Raw genomic sequence first — 18,785 nt, 5'->3', positions numbered from 1 at the left:
TGGGACAGTCTTATTGCAAGTTGTATTTCTTCTTATGCGCCGCCATGGCATCGGCAAATTTAAATATATACCCCTTTCTTAACCAATTCGGGTCCGATTGAGTATGTACGTTGCTAATTGAGAATGGCTTTATTCGAAATCGTTCCCACTTTGGAACGCCGAGCGCACAAAAAATGTTTTCGGCTTTCTCGCCTAAATGGTTTATGTCTCTTAGACTCATGGTCATTACAAATGCGATCATTGCTATCGATCCGACGATTATCCAAAACAACTGTTGTCCATGCGGACCACTGCTTTCGCTTATCATGGAAAAGAGACCGAACATCGACCATGAAAACACCAAGCCTGTATCGCCCATTTTAATGCTTTGGATTTTCAACCCTTCGCAAGTGTGAGCGACGGAATGGGGAGTCCAAAGGAGCTGATCATTCTTTCGAAGAATCGCATGTACCAATAGAGGCCCATCGCTAATAGTCGTGACGACAAGTGTCACATCGTCACCGACCTCTAGGTCCCGCAACCACTCAAATGTACCAATAGCAAGTTTGCCATTGATCAGCAACGCGATATGTTCAACATACTCGCCGTCGTACATAGCCGCTCTTGTCGAGTTCGACATAGCACCGGATGTATCCGTTAGTTCAGAAATTGCTTCATTAAAATTCTTGTTTGTCTGAATAACTGAAAACAAATTCGCAACGGCGGGAGCAATGTGGAATCCTTGTATAGCTCCATCCACCGTGAACATCAGGCTCTCTTCTTCGCTATTCATGTCGACCCTCCATTAAAAGACAGATCGATTGTTGCTTGCCAGCAGCAGTGAAGAATTGACGTAAGACAGCCATCGTGAGCTTAGGAGGTTCGGGTAATAGTAATAGTTGGAAGGGCCTTTCTTAAGCAGGAGTCTTGCGCTGCGTCATCGCAGTAGAGCGACGACACGATTTAATGTGTCTTTTGTCCAGTCATAACCAGCCTGCCCTGCGCATCAGAACCACGCATAGGCCGCCAGCTGGCCTCCGCAGCTATGAAAGGTTTTGACCAAATGCAGACACTTAAATTCGTCGCCCCAATTTTCCTGTCCGCGATTGTGCATACAGCAGCGTCGAGTGGTGAAACGGGCGCACCAGTGGCTATGCCAGCGGCAGATTCGGATTCGTCCCGTCGAGTGAAGACGTTATTAGACAAGGTGCAGCGCACTCTTCGCGCCTTTAAAGGTGGAACCTTCGTGATGGGGGATTGGGGCACTGACTCTGGCGCTCCTTACGATATTGAGGCGGATTCACGGCCTGTTCACAAAGTGACGTTAGACGCATTTTCGATGATGGCGTACAAGGTAACGTATGACGATTTTGACACTTTTACCGACGCTTCGGGTAATGAACGAATCGACATGGACCCTTTTGGGATATTGGCACGGGCGCCAAATCGTCCAGCCGGCGTAAGCTGGCACGGCGCCAAGGCGTACTGCCAATGGCTTAAGGAACTAACCAATCGTCGGTTCGATTTGCCAACCGAGGCGCAGTGGGAGTATGCGGCTAGGTCGGGTGGGAGGAAAGTGCTGTTCGCGACCGATAACGGCAAGATCGAAAGGCCAAGAAATTTCCCGCGCGAATGGCAGCACGGTGAAAAGGAACCGCCCTTGCCTGATGTCGGTAGTTTTCCACCGAACCGCGCTGGTCTATATGGCATGTCGGAGAACACCGGCGAGTGGGTAAATGACTGGTTTGTTGAAAATTACTACAAGGTATCACCACAGAGAAATCCCACAGGCCCCGATACGGGCATCCGAAAAGTGCAGCGTGGTAGCGTTGGGGGAAGGGCCGAAATCGCGGCAATGGTTTTTATGCGGGAAAAACGGCTGCCGCAGCCGCTTGAAGATACTTATCCAAACGGAGTTAGTTACGACAAAAGGGTTACGGTCCCATTTCCAGGCTATTCAAGCCATCTGGTTGACAACTTTCGCTGTGTTGTTAGCGCTGTACCCATTGCGCGTTAGGCGAGTGGATAGCCGGAATGATGCAAAGGTAACTGTGCGCGTTGGAAGGCCGGCTCGTCATTACGAAGAAATGGCCGGCCCAGCAGAGGCGTTGCGCTTGCGAGTTGCATTTCGCATCGATTAATGCAAGCCGAAAATGCCGTTCCTTCGACAATTGCGCTGATCATTTGCACACCTTGGTTGCGCCCTGGCTGTTCCCCTAATGCTGCGGTTATTCTGTCTAAAGTGTTGTCTAAGTGCCGGATAGATTGGGTGGTCGCAAGCAACTCATTGATGGCATAAGCGGCCAACTGACGCAAATCGTAATTTCCGCCTTGTTCATTCTGCTTGAAGGCATCAATAACAGTTCTTATCATTGCACCACGCGATTCTGGCGGCATGTAGGAGTACCATCCCCATCCGAATCGCAGTTGCTTCTCTACCTGTCGAATGAATTGTTCCCCACCTTGATGTATAGAGCGGCTTACATTTGCAAACTGCCTCGCGATCTCCAACGCGTTAGCGCCAGCGAAACTTTCAAGCGGCCGTTCAGCTGCGACAACAAGGTAATAGATCTGATTGAGCGTATCGAACGCTTGCAATTTCATTAATCCACTCATTTTCTTATAGTCTGCTTGCTTCAGCTGATGAGCGATGCACATGAAAAATTGGCCAATTTGTGCAGCGCCCACCTTGCCTGCAACGCTTCCCGAGCCACCCAAACCTAGGCATGCCCCGGCTTTGGCGGCGACCACGAAATTTCCCTGGCGGTAATCGCATTCGAAGCCCAACGTCGCTGCTAGGCCTTGAATCAGAGCGACACCCGCGCTGACACTAGCAACGTCCGTGTAGGCGGCAATGGCCTTGCTGGCATCGGCTTTTTTGGGAGTTTTCGGGTCAATGAACCCTTCCGGGTTTAGCCATTGCAAAGCGCCAGCCAAATCAATCCCTTCCTTTAGGCCCGCGAATACTTTTGCTTCTCCCTTCGCTCCGATCTTCGCTTTCGCACCCGTCTAGTTGCGTGGCGTACCGTGCACCCCCTGCTTGTCGCCGGTGATCAACAGGGCGGCACCAGCTTCCATCGCGACGCTCGCGCCTGCGAGCGCGTAAAGCGTCAGGTCGGCGCGAAAGCGAAAATAGCCGAAATCGAACGGTTGACCTACAAATGTCGGATCCAGATGCCAACCTGCGGCGTGGGGCATGTAGAGAGTCGTTTCAACCTTGGCTTCACCGACCGCAAACGATGCCTCGGCATTTGCCTTGATGCCAAACTGCGCCGACTTCGCGGCGCGTTTGAAGCGTTGTCCCCAGTTTCTGTCGCGTGCGTCATAAAGGCTGCCTTGGAATGGCGTGAAGGTTGCTTCGGCGCCTGCGCCGGCCGACCAGCGCATGAACTGGGCCTCCGGCTTCATGTCGATTGTTCTGTACGGATTCTTGGGATCAAGATTGTCGGCTTTGATGATCCCCTCGATAATTTCCTTTTGCTCACGTTCCAAAAACGCTGTCACGGTTGTGCCCATGACCTTGGCCCAGTCTGTGAAAATACCGCTGAACTGATCGGCATCCTTCGGCGCCAGTTTCCATTTTTTCTCGAACTTCGCCTTGTCTTGTACTTGGTCCGAAATTCGTTTTCGAACTTGATCCGCGTTCAATGTGGTCCCGTTGAAGAGCTTTTCCTTGGGATGTTTTTTTCGTTCAGCGGGGCCCTCGACCATATAGACCCGCCTGTCGGCCAATGCAGTTCTCAGTCGTTCGCCGCTAACATAAACCGGAGTGTGGGTTCTTCCGCCAATTCGCTTCAAGGTCAGTGGCAATAGCTCGACTAATTTATTAGCGTCCGTTTTCTGACTCTTAATCGCTGCTACACGTTTTTTCGCGGCATCGCTTTTTATCGATAATATGTTCAGTGCGACATCGAGCTCTGCTTTCGCTTGGGCGATATCGCGCTTAGCGGAGTTCGGCTGTTGCAGCAGATGTTGCAGTTTTAAGGACTTTTCTGTGACGTCACGGTTGGCTTCTTGTAGCTCTTCAATAGCGGTCTGGTTCCCATGCCCGTCTGCCCGGCATATCAGCCATTCGTCGGGGTACAGCGCTATGAATGAATTGTCGTCCGGCCGGTAGACCAGAACACCGTTCATCAGCGTGTGAGCGACTTCGACATAGGTGTTGTTCGGCGTCGTCGTGAGTGCGGACGCGACAGGGGGCGGTTGTGTGCTCATGCAGGCCTCGTTCTTGGAAGGTTAGAGACGCGCGATAGATGCGGCATCACTCATCGTCAGGCAGATGCAATGTAAGCATCTCGCTCTTCGACGTGAAAATACGCTGCGTTCGCCCCAGAGAATCGGTGATTCCTTCGATCTTGACCCCGCTTGCAGATTCCAATCGGTACCGGACGTGGGCCATCGGTTCTTTTGTTTCCTCGTTGACTACGACAAAAGCTTCGTTGTAGAGGTCTTTGTTCTTCGGCAAGGCCAGCGCAGCGATGTTTCCATTGGCCGGACCGCCGAGTTCTTTTGCGGTCGCCTTGAACTCGACCTTGCCCGGCGCATGAAGCATGATGTTTCCACCCTCAATCTTGAGGTAGGCGCCCTGCGCAGTCATCAGCACATGGTCTTTCGCCGCGGCGGTAACGGTTTTCGTGATGCTGGCAACGCTGATCGTCTTGTCGGCCGTGATGCGCGTTTCATCCGATTGACTTTGGCTGCTCACTTTGCCGCTCGCGGCGTGCAGCTTGATTCCGGTTTCCTGGTTCGGCTTATCCTTCGCGCTGGCCTTGCCATACGTGAACAAGCTGATTCCAGCCTTGATGGCGTAGAAGCTGCCGCCTTGCGCCGCAAGGTTAATGTCTTGCCCGGCAGTGATGCTGCTGGTGTTGCCGGCGGCGACAAACGCATCAGCGGGCGTCGTAGCGGCGATCCCAGCCGCGCTCGACAGTTGCAGCTGGGGCTCGGAATAGGCGGTGACCTTTTCTTCAACGCCCTTGAGAGCGTCAACGCTGGCCGCTATCGCGCTGACCGCGAGCAGTTTCTCCGGCGCGGGTTCAGCTTGCCCCTGCTCGTCTTTCAGTGCCGCATTGTGCTTTTGCGCCGTGCTGGCCATGGCCATTTGGAGTTGATGGCTGCGCTCGACTTGCGCCAATGCTTCGCGCGAGTCCAGCTGACCGCCGCTGGCGCCCTGGCGCGTATCGGTAGAAAGCAGCAATCCGCAGCCGGCGCGCAGGGCCGCGCTGCGCGCCGTCTTGAGCTCGGCGCCGAAGCCAACCGGGTCGAGCCGCTGATTGTCGGTTTGATGGCGCAGCGTACCGAGATTCAGCTCGGCCGTGCCGCTGTGCGCACTGGCATGGCTTTGCAGCGCGACGCGCGCCTGGCCGACGCTGTCGTCGAACACCAGCTGGTTGTAGGCGCCGCCGCCATTCTGGCTGGTGCTCATTGCCTGCGTCTTGATGCCCGATAGCGTCGCGGGATGCGCGTGCGCGCCGCTCACGCCGGGAAACCAGGCTGGCGCGTTGCCAGTGGCGACGCCGGCGCCGAGCGAGCGCTGGTTGTACTGCGCGTCGGCCTGGCCGTTGCCGTTGTACAGGCTGCCAATGACGACCGGGCGGTCGATATTGCCCTCGATGAAATCGACCAGGACTTCGCTGCCCACCCGCGGCACGGCAACAGCGCCCCAATTGGCGCCGGCAACCGGCGCCAGCGGCGTGGCGATGCGCACCCAGGTACCGGCACGATCATCGGCCGGCGCGCCGGTGTGGCCATCCGGCGCCGGATGGTTCAGCCGGCTGTGGCTGAGGTCGTCGTTGCCGCCATTGCGCTGCCAATGGAACTGAACCTTGATGCGGTGGTCGCGGTCGGTATGGGTGACTGCCCCGGGCGGACCGACGACGATCGCCGTTTGTTGCCCGATCACAGTGGGGCGCGGGTGCAAGCGAACGCCGTGGCCGTCGACGTTGCTGCTGCGGTAAGGCACGGCGCTGCGGATGGCGTCGATCTGGTTCCGATAAAGTGGCCGGTCGCCGATGGCGGTTCTCGCGGCATCGGCCGGCGCAACCGGGCTCGGTCCCAGCGCTCGCGTGATCGTCGACTGCAGCTCCGCACTAAGATTGTTGTGCGCCAGGTGCTGCACCCGCATGATCAAAAAGGTGCGCGCTTCGTCGTCGTCGGCCTGGTCAAAGTCGGCATGATCGCGCAGCGTGAATGTCGAGCCGGGAGCGGAGGTACGCACGGTACCGGCGCCGTTGTAGGTTTCGCGCGCCACCGACAACGCTTGAAGATGCCTGTCGGCGATGCGCTGCCCGTGTGCCGACGTTGGGTAGGCATAGGCGCCGGCGGCATCGTTGCTCACCAGCCGGTGCACACCGTCAACCGGTTCCGCGCTGGCATTGACCGGACGGCTGCCGCGGGAACGGTAATCCCAACTGCTGATGGCAACTTCCCCGACAACGGAGCGGAACATCGTCTGCCAGCGGTCGATGCTGTCTTCACGCATGACCGCGCCGGGGCGCGTAAAGCGCACCTCGGCCTGCATGTTTGGTTGGAAGCTGCCGTTGTGGTCGGCGATGACCAGGGTATGGCTGCCCAGATGGTCGCTGTCACGAGCGGCAGTGTGTTCAAAAAAATAGAACATACCTTCCTCGTGCATCAGGCGCTCGGCGAAAGCCAGGTTCGATTCTTGATATTGGCAAGTGAGTGAACGGACAGGATAAACGCCGCGCTCGGCAATATCGTAGCGCCATGCTGGCACCAGTTTTCCCAGGCTCGGCCAGCCCTGGAACACGGCGTCGAGTATGTCGAAAATAGTCTTGTCCTGAAAGATCCGGCTGTCACGGCCATACGCCATGAATGCTGACCACGGTTCGATGAAAAGGACGTAGCGCGCGAAGCCGCCGTCGGCGCCCGCCAGCCGTGCCGAGGTGATGTGGCCGTGGATGGGGCGCCATTTCATGGCCGGCATGGCCGTCAGCAATTCGAGCAGGGCCGGCTGACCGATCAGTGACCTGAGCGGGATGGTGGCGTCGGTGGACAATACGACCACCTCGAAGCGATAGCCGCGGCTCAGGCTTTCGTCGCCGCGAATGGATTCCACCAGCAGTGTATCGAAGCCGAGCGGTGTGGTGAGTCGGAGCAGGCGCGTGTCCTGAGTGAAGCGAGCGAATGACTGCACCACGTTGATGCTCCTCCTGTGTGCGTGCAAAACTTTGCGAGTGAGCTTGCGTTTTCTCGGCGCAGAGCCGAACAGGCATTGTTGCGTGCAGGCAGCAGCGTGACGTTGATGAAAGTCAATCCACTGAAGCGCTTCACCTTCATTGCATGCCAACAATCCGGATCGCCGACCTTTGCGTTTTCTCGCGAAGCAGGCGGATAAACAGGAACCTTGCCAGGCTCAAGCGTAGGATCGGATTCGTGGCTTTGGGCGCACGCAATCGGATGTCTTCTCTTGGGAGGCTCTATGTTTGGTTCCGGAATCCTCGACACGATCATCGGCCTGATCTTTGTCTTCCTGCTCGTGAGCATGCTGGTCACGATTTCGAATGAACTGATCGCCGGCGCGCTGCACTCGCGCGCCAAGTGGCTGCGCCTGGGCATCGAGCGGCTGCTCGGATCGAAGTGGGCGCAGGACCTGTACGCCCATCCCCTGATCGGCTCCACCGCCCCGTCGCCCGCAGCCGACGCGGCGCGCTCGGCCGGGCCCTCGTACATCGCTTCGCGATCGTTCGCCAACGTGCTGATGGCGCTGCTGCACGACAGCGCCGGCAGCGTACGGGAGGTGCGGCGCACGCTGCAGCATCTGGTCACCATCGCCAGCGACGGCGGCACCAGCGTCGAGGCGCTCAGGCTGCAACTGGCCGAGTCGCTGCCAAGGGTGCGCGCGCTGATCACCGCGCACTCGCACGCCGAACTGGCCGACGCCATCAGCAGAGACCTGATGGCGCTGGGCGAGCGGCTGAAGGCGCCCTGCACGGTGACCGACGCGCAGGCCGACATCCAGCACCTGGTCGACAGCATGCAGAGCCGCTACGTGCGGCAAATGATCGACGGCCTGCACGACAAGCGCATGCGCCAGGTCTTGCTGGCGCTGTTCGACGATGCCCAGAACGACGTCGAAAAGTTCAAGGAAAACATCGAGATATGGTTCAACAATTCGATGGACCGCATCAGCGGCTGGTACAAGCGGCGCGCACAGTGGGTGGTGGCCGCGCTGGCCGTCACCGCGGCGGTCAGCATGAACGTCGACGCCGTCCTCATCGTCAAGCACTTGCAGACCTACCCGGGCGCGCGCGAATCGCTTGTGGCGCAGGCCAAGGCATTTGCCGAGCGCACGCCGGCCACCAGCGCGGCCAGCGGTGCCGGCATGCACCGCGTCACCAGCGGCGACGACTACAAGGGCGTGCTGACGTTCGATGTTCCCGCCGCCAGCGCCGGCGCCGTCAACCTGACGAGCGACACGGCCGGCGTCACCTTGCGGCCGGCCACGATGCTGGTCAAACGGGGCGACCGGCAGGTCGAATTCAACGTCAGCACCGTGTTCTCCGATACCACGGCGACCGCCACCATCAACGCCGCCGGCGCGGCCGAAGGCTCGGTGCAACTCGACGTACGCCAGGGCCTGCCCGCGCAATTTTCCGCCGTGCAGGATAAGCTGGCCGACCTCGGCTTGCCGATCGGCTGGGTGTGGGACGCCACGCCGACCCAGGTCAAGAACGGTCAGGCGATTCCGCGTAACGTGAACGACGGCGTCGACCGCGTACTGCAGCACTTTCTCGGCTGGTTCATTACCGCGCTCGCCGCTACGCTGGGCGCGCCGTTCTGGTTCGACATGCTCAACCGTGTGATTTCGATCCGCTCCACCGGCAGGGCGCCGGAAGAGAAACCGAAAGCGCCAAAGGAAGTTTCCACGCCACTGGAGCCTGGCCAGTCGCCGCGCGAAGCGGACCGCGTTGCGGCGGCGCAAAGGGAGTAGCCTGCGCGGCGGGACGGCGTGATAAATTGTTCACTTTGAATTCGTGTACACATCATGCAGATCCGCCGTCTTGTCCCCGCCGATGCAGTTGCCTACCAGTCGCTGCGGCTGGCGGCGCTGCACGAAAGTCCCACCGCCTTCAGCTCGAGCTACGAGGCAGAGCGCGACACGCCGTTGTCGACCATCGAGGCGCACATGGCGCCCGATTCCGGCCGCTACCGCTTCGGCGCCTTTGACGGCGCGGACCTCGTTGCCGTGGTCGGCGTGGGACGCGAAAGTGCACTCAAAGTGCGCCACAAGGCGTTCATCGGCGGCATGTATGTGGCGCCTGCATGGCGCGGCAAGGGCTTGGGCCGGCAACTGCTCGAGCAGGCGCTGCTCTTTGTTGATGCGATGCCCGGATTGTTGCAGGTGACGCTGGCCGTCACCGCCGGCAATGCGTCCGCCCTTGCGCTGTACGAGTCGATGGGATTTGCCGTCTATGGCCGAGCGCCGAATGCCTTGCTCGTCGATGGCGTGCTCTACGATGATGTGCAGATGGCGCGCAGTGTCCAGGCGATCGCCAGCATCGTCGACCGCAGCTGATAGCGGCGGTTCAGACCGTCACCAGGTAGTCCGACAGCATCTGCGGCTCGGTGATCATCGGATCGTGGTGGGCGTTGAGCTCGACCCACTTCCAGCCGGCCTGCTGGCGCAAATTCTTTTTCACCTCGACCAGCGGCTCGAACGGCGAAGCGATGCAGTCGATGTAGATGCGCGGCCGGCCATTGCCGAGCGGATTGTTGAGCATGAGCTTTTCCTGGTAGGTACCGACCGGGTGCGGCGTCATGCGTGCGGTCAGCCAAGACAGCGTCTCCTTGTCCATGCCGGCTTGCGCGGCGGGCGGTGGCGGAATGGCAACGCCCTTGCCGGTCGTTGCGACCTGCTCGAGCCGCTTCTTTGTCACCGCCGCCGGCTGCGCTTCGAACACCGATTTGCCGCTTTCGAGCACCATGGCGTCGAGGTAGACCAGGCTGTTGAGCAGGTGCGGAATGCGGTCGGCCACACCGCTGATGACCACGCCGCCAAAGCCGCTGCCGACCAGGATCACGTCGCTGATGCTCTGGTACACGATGTGATTGGTGATGCTGGTGATGAAGGTCGACAGCGAGATATCCTTCGACAGCAGGTGTGCCTGCTCGCCGACCCCGGGACAGGTGGGCGCCGTCACCACGTGACCCTGCGAGCGCATCGAGCGCGCCACCTTGTCCCAGCACCAGCCGCCGTACCAGGCGCCATGCACCAGCACGAACGTCTTGGGCCGGTTGGCGCCGAGGATGACGGACGACTTCGCCGTCGATGCGGCGCCGCCGAGCATGAGGCCGAGCGCGGCGGCGTTGAAATTACGACGGCTGAGTTTGTTCGAGTCCATGTGCATCTGCCCCGTTGGTAGAGTTTCCGTGCGGAAACGACAGTTGCATTGTGAGATATTCGGCGGCCCGCTCAGTGATCTGCATCAAGCGAATCGATTTGGGAAGGAGAAACTTTTTTATTGTAAGCTTCGCAAACATCAACCACGGAGGCGGACACCATGAAGCGAGTCACTGGCATCGGCGGCGTGTTTTTCAAGGCAAACAATCCCGATCAGCTGTGCGAATGGTATCGCGTCCATCTCGGCGTGCCGGTCGAGGAATGGGGCGGCAGCGCGTTTAGCTGGAAGTCGCCCGACAATCCGGACGGCGTCGGCACCACCGTATGGAGCATCTTCAAGCCCGACACCGAGTACTTCGGCCCGGGCCCGTCGCCGTTCATGATTAATTTCCGCGTCGACGACCTGGCGGCGCTGCTGGCCGCGTTGCGCGCCGAAGGCTGCCAGGTGGAAGACAAGATGGAAGACTCCGAATACGGCAAGTTCGGCTGGGTGACCGATCCTGAAGGCACGCGCATCGAGTTGTGGCAGCCGCCCGCCGGGCAGTAAGCCGCTGTAGCGCGAACCAAAAAAGGCCACCCGAAGGTGGCCTTTTGCTTACCGACTTGCCGGCGAACCGGCGCAGTAGTTAGAAGCTGTAGCTGGCGCGGGCGTAGACAAAGCGGCCCGAGCGGCCGAACGGCGAGTAGTTCGAGAACATCGCCGCGCCGGTGCTGTTGAGGGCCGGCGGGAACGCGTCCGGATAGACGTCGAACACATTGTCGGCGCCTACTGCCAGGTTCATCTTCGACGTCAGCGCGTAGCGCGCCTCGAGGTCGACCAGGGTCTTGGCCGACAGCGTGAAGTCGAACGCGGCGCTGGTGCCCGGGCTGAGCGTGTCGCCATAGCGGGTGGCGCGCGCGGTGGCGCCCCACTGGCCGAGCTTCCAGTTGAGGTTGGCGCTGAGCTTGTTGCGCGGCGTGCCTTTTTCAAACGTCAACCTGTTGACGCGGCCAAACAGCACCGGCGCCGGATTGAAAGCCGAGAGTGTGTCAGCCGTCGGCAGCTTGGTCACTTCGGTGCTGTTCGCGTTCGCTGCCAGCGTCAGGTCGAAGCGGCCGCCACCGTCCATATTGAACGGCATGTTCAGCACCACATCGACGCCATCGGTGGTGGTGTCGACACCGTTGATGAAGAAGCGGCCGCCGGCCGAGCGGAAGCCGCGCGCGGCGAGGAAGTTGACGATGCCCGGCAGTGTGCCTTCGATCAGATTCTCGGACAGCACGATACGGTCCTTGATCTTGATGCGATAAGCGTCGACCGTCAGGCTGGCCTTGCCAAAGCGCATCACGCCGCCGAGCGACAGGTTGACCGACTTTTCGGCGTCGAGCGGCTTGGCGCCGAGCGCTTTGGCGATGGCGTCGGTCGGTTTGAACGTGGTCAGATCGGTCGCCACGCCGTTGATGAAGATGGTCGAGGTGGCGGCAAAGCCCTGCTGTTGCGGCGACGGCGCACGGAAACCGTTCTGCACCGAGCCACGCAGCGCAAACGCCGGGGTGAAGTCGTAGCGCGCGGCCAGTTTGCCGGCGACGTTGTTGCCGAAGTCGGAGTAGTGTTCGGCACGGATCGCCACCGACGTCAGCAGTTTGCTCGTCAGGTTCGCTTCCAGGTCGATATACGCGCCCACCGCGTTACGCGAGGAGTCGGAGGCGTCAGCTGGCGTAAAGCCAGGAAATCCCTGGGCGCCGGCAGGAGCCCGTGTGCCATTCGCCAGCAGGGCCGGGCCGGCCACGTACGAACCGACTTCGCCTTCCTTCAGAATATAGCCTTCACGGCGCGCCTCGGCGCCAATTGCCACGTTCAACGGCGAAGCGAGCGAGTCCATCGCAATCGTGCGCACGCCCGACAGGTTCATCACCAGCTGGTCGTAGGTAAAGCCGCCGGCAAAGAACTCGGTCGGGCTGGCCGCGCCGAGCGAGCGGTTCAGCGTGTTCTCGAGGTGGTAGCGCATCTTGTTCTGGCCGTAGCTCAGCGAAGCGTCCATGTCCCACTCGCCCATCACCCAGCTGACGCCGCCGGTGGCGGAGAAGTCTTCGACGTTGGGCGTGATAAACGGAATGAAGCCGTCCGGATAGATCGACGCGAGATTCTGGTCCTGCACCGCGCGGCGCACGTTGGCGGCCGATTTGGCGTCGCGGTTCTGATAGCTGGCCCAGCCATATAGTTTGACGCCGTTGCCGAGCGGATTGGCGGCGTTGACGAACAAGGTCGTCTGTTTCATTTCCGGCTCGCCATACCAAGTGTCGAAGCGGTTGAACGTCGCCTCGCGCGAATCGAAGGCGCCGTTGATGCGCAGGTATGCCGGACGCATGTCGTAGCCGCTGCGCTCGGTGTGCTTCTGGTCCTTGTATTCGGCGGCGATGGTGACGAAGCCGCTCTCGCCCCACGGCAAGCCTTTCCACATGCTGACGGTGGCGGCCTGGCCATCGGTCAGGCTGCGCGACTTCGGCGCGGCGCCCCAGGTGGCGCCGGCCGGCGGCGCGTCGGCGACGACATCGTATTCGGTGATGCGGGCGCCGTAGGTCACATTCGCTTCGCCGCCGCTGCGGTCGGTGCGCAGGCGGATGTTGACCACGCCCGAAATGGCATCCGAACCGTATTGGGCCGAGGCGCCGTCGCGCAGCACTTCGATGGTGCGCACGATCGCCGTCGGGATGGTGTTCATGTCGACCGATGCCGAACCGCGGCCGACGGTGCCGTTGACGTTGACCAGCGCCGACGAGTGGCGGCGCTTCGAGTTCACCAGCACCAGCGACTGGTCGGGCGCGAGGCCGCGCAGGGTGGCTGGACGGACGGTATCGGTGCCGTCGGTCAGGCCTGGGCGCGGGAAGTTCAACGACGGCAGCGCGATCGACAGCGCCTGGGTAATTTCGGTGTTGCCGGCGTTTTTCAGCTGTTCGGCCGAAATGATGTCGACCGGGGCGGTGGTATCGAGCGCGGTACGGTTGGCAACGCGGGTACCGGTGACGACGACGGTCGCGCCGGTGTCTTCGGCCGGCGGCGCGGCCTGGGCGAACACGCCGCCGCTGGCGAACAGCGAAGCGATGGATAAGGCGAGCATGTGCTTGCTAGGGGCGAACTGCTTCTGCATTTTTGATTCCCTCGTTGGTGATAACGCTGCGAATCCTGTGAAACCAGGACTTTCTATAGTAAAAAAAAATCCAATCCATACTGGATTGCTCACTGTCGAATGTCAATTCTGGACAACATTTCGCGGGTTCAATAACAACAGTTGCCATTTTGCTGTCAGTTCGGCGTAAGTTTGCACCGATGGGGAAGGGGAAAGGACGGGGGGGCTGGCAGTAGAAATCGAGAAGCGGGCGGCGCCGCACAACCGCACAACAATTAACGTCGTCCCCGCGCAGAGCGGGGACGACGGATAAATATTTCTGCGGTCAGGATCAAGCGGCGGCGGGTCCCTTGCGCTTGAACATCTTGGTCGCCACCGTCACCACCATCAGCACCAGCGCGCCGGCGATCACGCCGGCGAGCGCGTCGATCAGCGTCGGCGTGATCACCTTCAACACCGGACCGATGCCGGCCACGCCGCCGGCCGCCGCCGCCGCGCCCTCGACGATATGCTGCAGCGCCGGCACGCCGTGCATCAGGATGCCGCCGCCAACCATGAACATGGCTGCCGTGCCGACCACCGACAGTGTCTTCATCAGGATCGGCGCGCCAGCCAGCAGCGCGCGGCCCAGCATCTGCAAGCCGCCGTTGGCAAGCCGGCTCAGGTACAGCCCGGCATCGTCGAGCTTGACGATACCGGCCACCAGGCCGTACACGCCGAGCGTCATCAGCAGCGCGATGGTGGCCAGTACCGCGAACTGGGTGCCGAACGGCGCCTCGGCAACCGTGCCCAGCGAGATGACGATGATCTCGGCCGACAAGATGAAGTCGGTGCGGATCGCGCCCTTGATCTTGTCTTTCTCCAGCGCCACCAGGTCGACCGACTCGTCGACCAGCGCCTTGACCAGCTGCTCGTGGTGCTGCTTTTCCTCCTCCGGGCTGTGCAGGAACTTGTGCGCCAGCTTTTCAAATCCTTCGTAACACAGGAACGCGCCGCCGATCATCAGCAGCGGGACGATCGCCCACGGCGCGAAAGCGCTGATTGCCAGCGCGGCCGGCACCAGGATCGCCTTGTTCTTCAACGAGCCGAGCGCCACCGCCCACACCACCGGCAATTCGCGGTCGGCCTTGACGCCCGACACCTGCTGGGCATTGAGCGCCAGGTCGTCGCCGAGCACGCCGGCAGTTTTCTTCGCTGCGACCTTGCTCATCAAGGCGACGTCGTCGAGGATCGTCGCGATGTCGTCGATTAGTGCCAGCAAGCTTGAGGCCATCGTACTACTCCCATCGGTCAATTAAAAAAATACCATCTTACCCGAGTCCACTGCCCACACCGTCCACGCTGGTGTCAGGTCTGACATTAAGACATTCATGCGCGTATGTCTTAATGTCAGACCTGACACCAGTACTTGGCGTGTGCATTGGCTCAGCTTTTTTTCTACCGGTCAGCCGTGTTTTCTGCAGTTCAGTCGCCGAAAACCGCATCTCGTCGCTTTTCGGAAGATTTGCAGAATGGCATACGTATAGTGACATTACTGACTGGTTGCGTCACGGCAGCCGGCGGCCTGGTCTATTTTTCGCGCAATTGATACATCCCAAGGGGAACCACGATGCACACCGAATCCGATCTGTCCAAACCTGCGGCAAGCGCCGCCCGCGCGGTCAAACGCAAAACGCGCATCACCATCTACCTCGACGACGAGGTGCTGAAGCAGTTCCGTTCGCTGTCCGAGCAGAGCGGCAAGGGCTACCAGACGCTGATCAACGCGGCCCTGCGCACCCGCCTGACCGGCGCGCGCACCGAGCCGTCGCCGGCACTGTGAGCCACGCGCGCGGCGCGCGCTGACACGCTTTCGCGCGCCGCAGCGGTGGCTGGAAAAATGGCCAAAACCGTCGCGATCCAGTCACAGCCGGGGTTACTTTTGCGCGGCCGCTCGAGAAATTGTTACACTGAGCAATAATTATGCTAATCTTCCCGCTCTTTTAACCCCGGAGGATAGTTATGAAAAAAGGCGAACTGATTGCAGAATTTGCGAAGCGTACCGAGATGTCCGGCGCCGCTGCCAACAGCGCGGTCAACACGGTCATCGAGATCATCACCGAGCGCCTGAAAAAAGGTGACACGGTCGGGATCACCGGCTTCGGCACTTTCTCCGTCGCCAAGCGCGCCGCACGCAAGGGCCGCAATCCATCGACCGGCGAAGCGATCAAGATCGCAGCGTCGAAGTCGCCAAAATTTTCGGCTGGCGCGACCCTGAAGGCAGCGGTCAATCCAAAGAAGAAGTAAGCAGCATCCAGGCAGATGCGGGAACGGCTCGCGCCAGCCTGCGTCTGCGGCCCCGCCTCCGCCCGCCCCGCTTGTCCCCGCCGTGTTTTCCCGTTCACCGTTGTCCCCCATTCCCCCACTTGCCGCATGACTTTTGCCACCTGGATCACGTTCGTCATCGCCGGCTCGATCATTGCCATTTCGCCCGGCTCGGGCGCGGTGATGGCCATGTCGCACGGCCTCGCCTACGGCATGCGCAAGGCCAGTGCCACCGTGCTCGGCCTGCAGGCCGGGCTGCTGCTGGTGTTCGTCATCGCCGGCGCCGGCGTCGGCTCGCTGCTGCTGGCGTCGGAACTGGCCTTCAGCGTCGTCAAGACCGTCGGCGCGCTGTACCTGATCTGGTGCGGCGTAAGCCAGTGGCGGGCCAAGCCGCTGCCAAACTCGCTCGGCGTGGCGCAGGCGGCCCAGCCCTCGTTCGGCCGGCGCGTGTTGACCGGCTTTCTGACCAACGCGACCAATCCGAAGGGCATCATTTTCATGGTCGCCGTGCTGCCGCAATTTATTACCCAGAAGGCGCCGCTGCTGCCGCAATTACTCATTCTCGGCGCCACCATGGTCACCATCGATACCGTCGTCATGCACGGCTACGCCTGGCTGGCCGCGTCGATGCAGCGCTATTTCCGCGACGAACGCGCGATCAAGAAACAGAACCGATTCTTCGGCGCCGTGCTGGTCTTTGTCGGCGGCGCCCTGTTTTTCGTCAAGCGCTCGCCTGCCTGATGTAATCTAAGCTGCTAGATTTGCAACGTTTTGTAACCGCTGTTATCCATTATCCTGCTCAGGCGTTGTGACCTTGCGACGAACCTCGTCCGACCTCTTTTGGAGTTCAACCATGACAACTCGTTTCATCAAGGCCGTCGCGCTGCTGGCGTGCGCGGTATTTTCGACGCTGGCGCTGGCGCTGGCGGCGGATCCGCCGGCGCGGGTCGGACGCGTGGCGCTGGCGCAAGGCCCGGTCAGCATCAGCAGCGCGGTCGGCGACCAGGCCAGCGCGGCGCTGGTCAACTGGCCGGTCACGTCGCACAACCAGATCACCACCGGCCGCGGCGCGCGCACCGAGATCCGCGTCGGCTCGACGTCGATCCGGCTCGACGCCGACTCGTCGCTGGAAGTGTCCGAACTCGATGACGACAACCTGCGCCTGCGCCTGAACTACGGCAGCGCCAGCATACGGGTGCGCAACGGCGACGTGCTGGCCGGCTTCGAGCTCGAAACGGCGGGCGCGCGCATCCGCCTGCAGGAGCCGGGCAGCCTGCGCGTCGACGCCGAACGCGTCGCCGGCACCAGCGTGGTCAACGTGTTCGCCGGCGTCGCGCTGGTCGAGGACCGCGGCTCGCAGCTGATCGTGCGCGCCGGCAAGCGCGCTGAAATCCGCGACGACGACGTGCGCACCGGCCAGGTCGTGCGCGACGGTTTCGACGACTGGGCGCAGCAGCGCGACGCGCGCGACGACCGTTCCACGTCGGCCCGTTACGTCACCAGCGAAATGACCGGCTACGAAGAACTCGACCAGAACGGCGTCTGGCGCGACGATGCCGAGTACGGGCCGCTGTGGATGCCGACGGTGGTGGCGCGCGACTGGGCGCCTTACCGCGACGGCAACTGGACCTGGGTGTCGCCATGGGGCTGGACCTGGGTCGACAACGCGCCCTGGGGCTACGCGCCGTTCCACTACGGCCACTGGGTGCAGGTCAACCAGCGCTGGGCATGGGCGCCGGGACGCAACATCAGCCGTCCGGTGTGGGCGCCGGCGCTGGTCGGCTGGGTCGGCGGCAACGGCTGGAGCCTGAGCTTCTCGCAAGGCGGCCAGCGGCCGGCGCAAGGCTGGTATCCGCTGTCGCCGCGCGATGCGTTCGTGCCCGGCTACCGCCTGTCGAACCAGCACCTGCAGCACATCAACCGCCATGCACGCGACGACCGCCGTGACGACCGCCGCCGCGACTGGCGCGACGACCATCGCCGCAACGGCCTGACCGTGGTGCCGCAGGAGCAGTTCGGCCGCCGCGGCACCATCGCCGTGCGCAATGCGCCGCGCGCCGTGGTGCCGCCACAGGCGCTGCCGAACGCGCCGGCAGTGGCGCCGTCGGCGCCGCAGGGCGCGCGCGATGCCCGCGCCGAGCGCTTCCAGCGCTTCGACCGCGATGCCCAGCGCGGCCGTCCGCCAGCAGTGGATCCGGCGCCATCCGCCGGCCGCGCCGGCCGCCAGGGCGGCGACGATCGCGACGCCCGCCAGCAGCGCGACATCCCGGTGCCGCCGGCGCCGATTGCCGCGCCAGGCGTGGTGACCGCACCGGCGCCGGCCCAGTTCGGCCGCCGCCAGGAGTTCGAAGAGCGCGAGCGCCGCCAGCGCCAGCAGCAGGCGCCGGTGCCGCCACAGCCAGGTCGTCCGGCTGGCATGATGCCGCCGCCGGGCGCACCGATGCCGATGCCGCAGCCGATGATGCCGCCGCCGGCAGCACCGATGCCGATGCCGCAGCCGATGATGCCACCGCCGGCGGCGATGCCGCAGCCGGCGCAGCAACCCGGCGCCGAACAGCAGCGCGGCCGTTCGTTCCGCAACGAAGGCGAGCGCCGCCTGCGCGATCCCGATGCCGGTCAGCAGCCGCGCCAGTTCGCGCCGTCGCTGCCGCCAGCTGCGGTCGCGCCGCCGCCTCCTGCTGCGCCTCCTCCAATGGTGCGCCAGGCGCCGGTGCAGATGGTTCAGCCGGCGCCGCAACCGGCGCCGGCAGCGGTTGCGCCACCGACTCCGCCGCGCCAGCGTCCGGGCGGCAGCCGCAAGGATGGCGCGGAAGAAAAGGAACGCTGACCTGCGGCGCACGCCTCAGTGCGCCTTTTGAGTCGTTCAGCCAGCGATAGATGCAGTTCATCGCATTTGGCGCGCTGGCGGCGGGGCATTTCGCTACAGTGGCATCACTCCAGCGCACCAGCGTGCGCCGGAGCCGGCAACGGCAGCGGCCAGCATGACATGGCGCCGCCGGCTTGGCGATCCACCGATTTTGTCCCGCTACTTT

The 18,785-nt window shown here is 61.8% G+C and carries 15 protein-coding genes; 8 read left to right on the top strand and 7 right to left on the bottom strand.

Going from position 1 to position 18,785, the window contains the following annotated elements; all coding sequences use genetic code 11:
• Positions 1-10 precede the first annotated feature (10 nt).
• Positions 11-772: a hypothetical protein gene (locus tag CR105_RS01380; protein ID WP_099786631.1), complete on the bottom strand. Its 762-nt coding sequence runs from the start codon at positions 770-772 to the stop codon at positions 11-13.
• A 270-nt stretch (positions 773-1,042) separates the two neighbouring features.
• On the opposite strand from CR105_RS01380, the gene CR105_RS01375 reads away from it, so the two are divergent.
• Positions 1,043-1,996, top strand: a complete 954-nt coding sequence (locus tag CR105_RS01375) for a formylglycine-generating enzyme family protein (RefSeq protein WP_180288053.1) — start codon at positions 1,043-1,045, stop codon at positions 1,994-1,996.
• Here the strand turns inward: CR105_RS01375 and CR105_RS01370 are convergent.
• From CR105_RS01370 to CR105_RS01360, 3 genes are all read right to left on the bottom strand, one after another.
• Complete coding sequence (locus CR105_RS01370) at positions 1,993-2,916, bottom strand: hypothetical protein (protein WP_099786629.1); 924 nt, start codon at positions 2,914-2,916, stop codon at positions 1,993-1,995. The genes CR105_RS01375 and CR105_RS01370 overlap by 4 nt on opposite strands.
• 72 nt (positions 2,917-2,988) lie before the next feature.
• Positions 2,989-4,194: a coiled-coil domain-containing protein gene (locus tag CR105_RS01365; protein WP_131021627.1), complete on the bottom strand. Its 1,206-nt coding sequence runs from the start codon at positions 4,192-4,194 to the stop codon at positions 2,989-2,991.
• A 46-nt stretch (positions 4,195-4,240) separates the two neighbouring features.
• The gene (locus CR105_RS01360) at positions 4,241-7,138 is read right to left on the bottom strand and encodes a type VI secretion system Vgr family protein (RefSeq protein WP_099786627.1); all 2,898 of its coding nucleotides are present in this window, start codon (positions 7,136-7,138) and stop codon (positions 4,241-4,243) included.
• Between the two features lie 282 nt (positions 7,139-7,420).
• On the opposite strand from CR105_RS01360, the gene CR105_RS01355 reads away from it, so the two are divergent.
• Positions 7,421-8,932 carry a hypothetical protein gene (locus CR105_RS01355; RefSeq protein ID WP_099786626.1) on the top strand — a complete coding sequence of 504 codons (1,512 nt, stop codon included), beginning with the start codon at positions 7,421-7,423 and terminating at the stop codon, positions 8,930-8,932.
• Positions 8,933-8,986: 54 nt separating this feature from the next.
• Complete coding sequence (locus tag CR105_RS01350) at positions 8,987-9,517, top strand: GNAT family N-acetyltransferase (protein WP_099786625.1); 531 nt, start codon at positions 8,987-8,989, stop codon at positions 9,515-9,517.
• 10 nt (positions 9,518-9,527) lie between these two features.
• Here CR105_RS01350 and CR105_RS01345 read toward each other — a convergent pair whose 3' ends face one another.
• Positions 9,528-10,343 carry an alpha/beta fold hydrolase gene (locus CR105_RS01345; protein WP_099786624.1) on the bottom strand — a complete coding sequence of 272 codons (816 nt, stop codon included), beginning with the start codon at positions 10,341-10,343 and terminating at the stop codon, positions 9,528-9,530.
• Between the two features lie 159 nt (positions 10,344-10,502).
• Here CR105_RS01345 and CR105_RS01340 point away from each other — a divergent pair, with 159 nt between their 5' ends.
• A complete protein-coding gene (locus CR105_RS01340; RefSeq protein ID WP_099786623.1) occupies positions 10,503-10,889 on the top strand; it encodes a VOC family protein in 387 nt (128 codons plus the stop codon).
• Between the two features lie 79 nt (positions 10,890-10,968).
• Here the strand turns inward: CR105_RS01340 and CR105_RS01335 are convergent, their stop codons facing one another.
• Both CR105_RS01335 and CR105_RS01330 read right to left on the bottom strand, forming a co-directional pair.
• The gene (locus CR105_RS01335; protein ID WP_099786622.1) at positions 10,969-13,470 is read right to left on the bottom strand and encodes a TonB-dependent receptor plug domain-containing protein; all 2,502 of its coding nucleotides are present in this window, start codon (positions 13,468-13,470) and stop codon (positions 10,969-10,971) included.
• Between the two features lie 310 nt (positions 13,471-13,780).
• Entirely contained in the window at positions 13,781-14,722 is a 942-nt protein-coding gene (locus CR105_RS01330; RefSeq protein ID WP_099786621.1) for a DUF808 domain-containing protein, read from the bottom strand.
• 336 nt (positions 14,723-15,058) lie between these two features.
• On the opposite strand from CR105_RS01330, the gene CR105_RS01325 reads away from it, so the two are divergent.
• The 4 genes from CR105_RS01325 (at position 15,059) to CR105_RS01310 (ending at position 18,580) form a co-directional block, all read left to right on the top strand.
• Positions 15,059-15,271, top strand: coding sequence for a BrnA antitoxin family protein (locus CR105_RS01325; RefSeq protein WP_099786620.1), 213 nt, complete (start codon positions 15,059-15,061; stop codon positions 15,269-15,271).
• Between the two features lie 179 nt (positions 15,272-15,450).
• A complete protein-coding gene (locus CR105_RS01320) occupies positions 15,451-15,735 on the top strand; it encodes an HU family DNA-binding protein (RefSeq protein WP_099786619.1) in 285 nt (94 codons plus the stop codon).
• Between the two features lie 126 nt (positions 15,736-15,861).
• Positions 15,862-16,494 (top strand): LysE family transporter, encoded by a 633-nt coding sequence (locus CR105_RS01315; protein ID WP_099786618.1) that lies wholly within the window; start codon positions 15,862-15,864, stop codon positions 16,492-16,494.
• 112 nt (positions 16,495-16,606) lie between these two features.
• Positions 16,607-18,580, top strand: a complete 1,974-nt coding sequence (locus tag CR105_RS01310; protein ID WP_099786617.1) for a DUF6600 domain-containing protein — start codon at positions 16,607-16,609, stop codon at positions 18,578-18,580.
• The last annotated feature ends 205 nt before the right edge of the window (positions 18,581-18,785 follow it).

Origin of the sequence: Massilia eurypsychrophila (genome assembly GCF_002760655.1) — a bacterium.
In the GTDB taxonomy this organism is placed as follows: Bacteria; Pseudomonadota; Gammaproteobacteria; order Burkholderiales; family Burkholderiaceae_D; genus JAFCUW01.
This window is presented reverse-complemented; position numbering and strand designations above follow the sequence as displayed.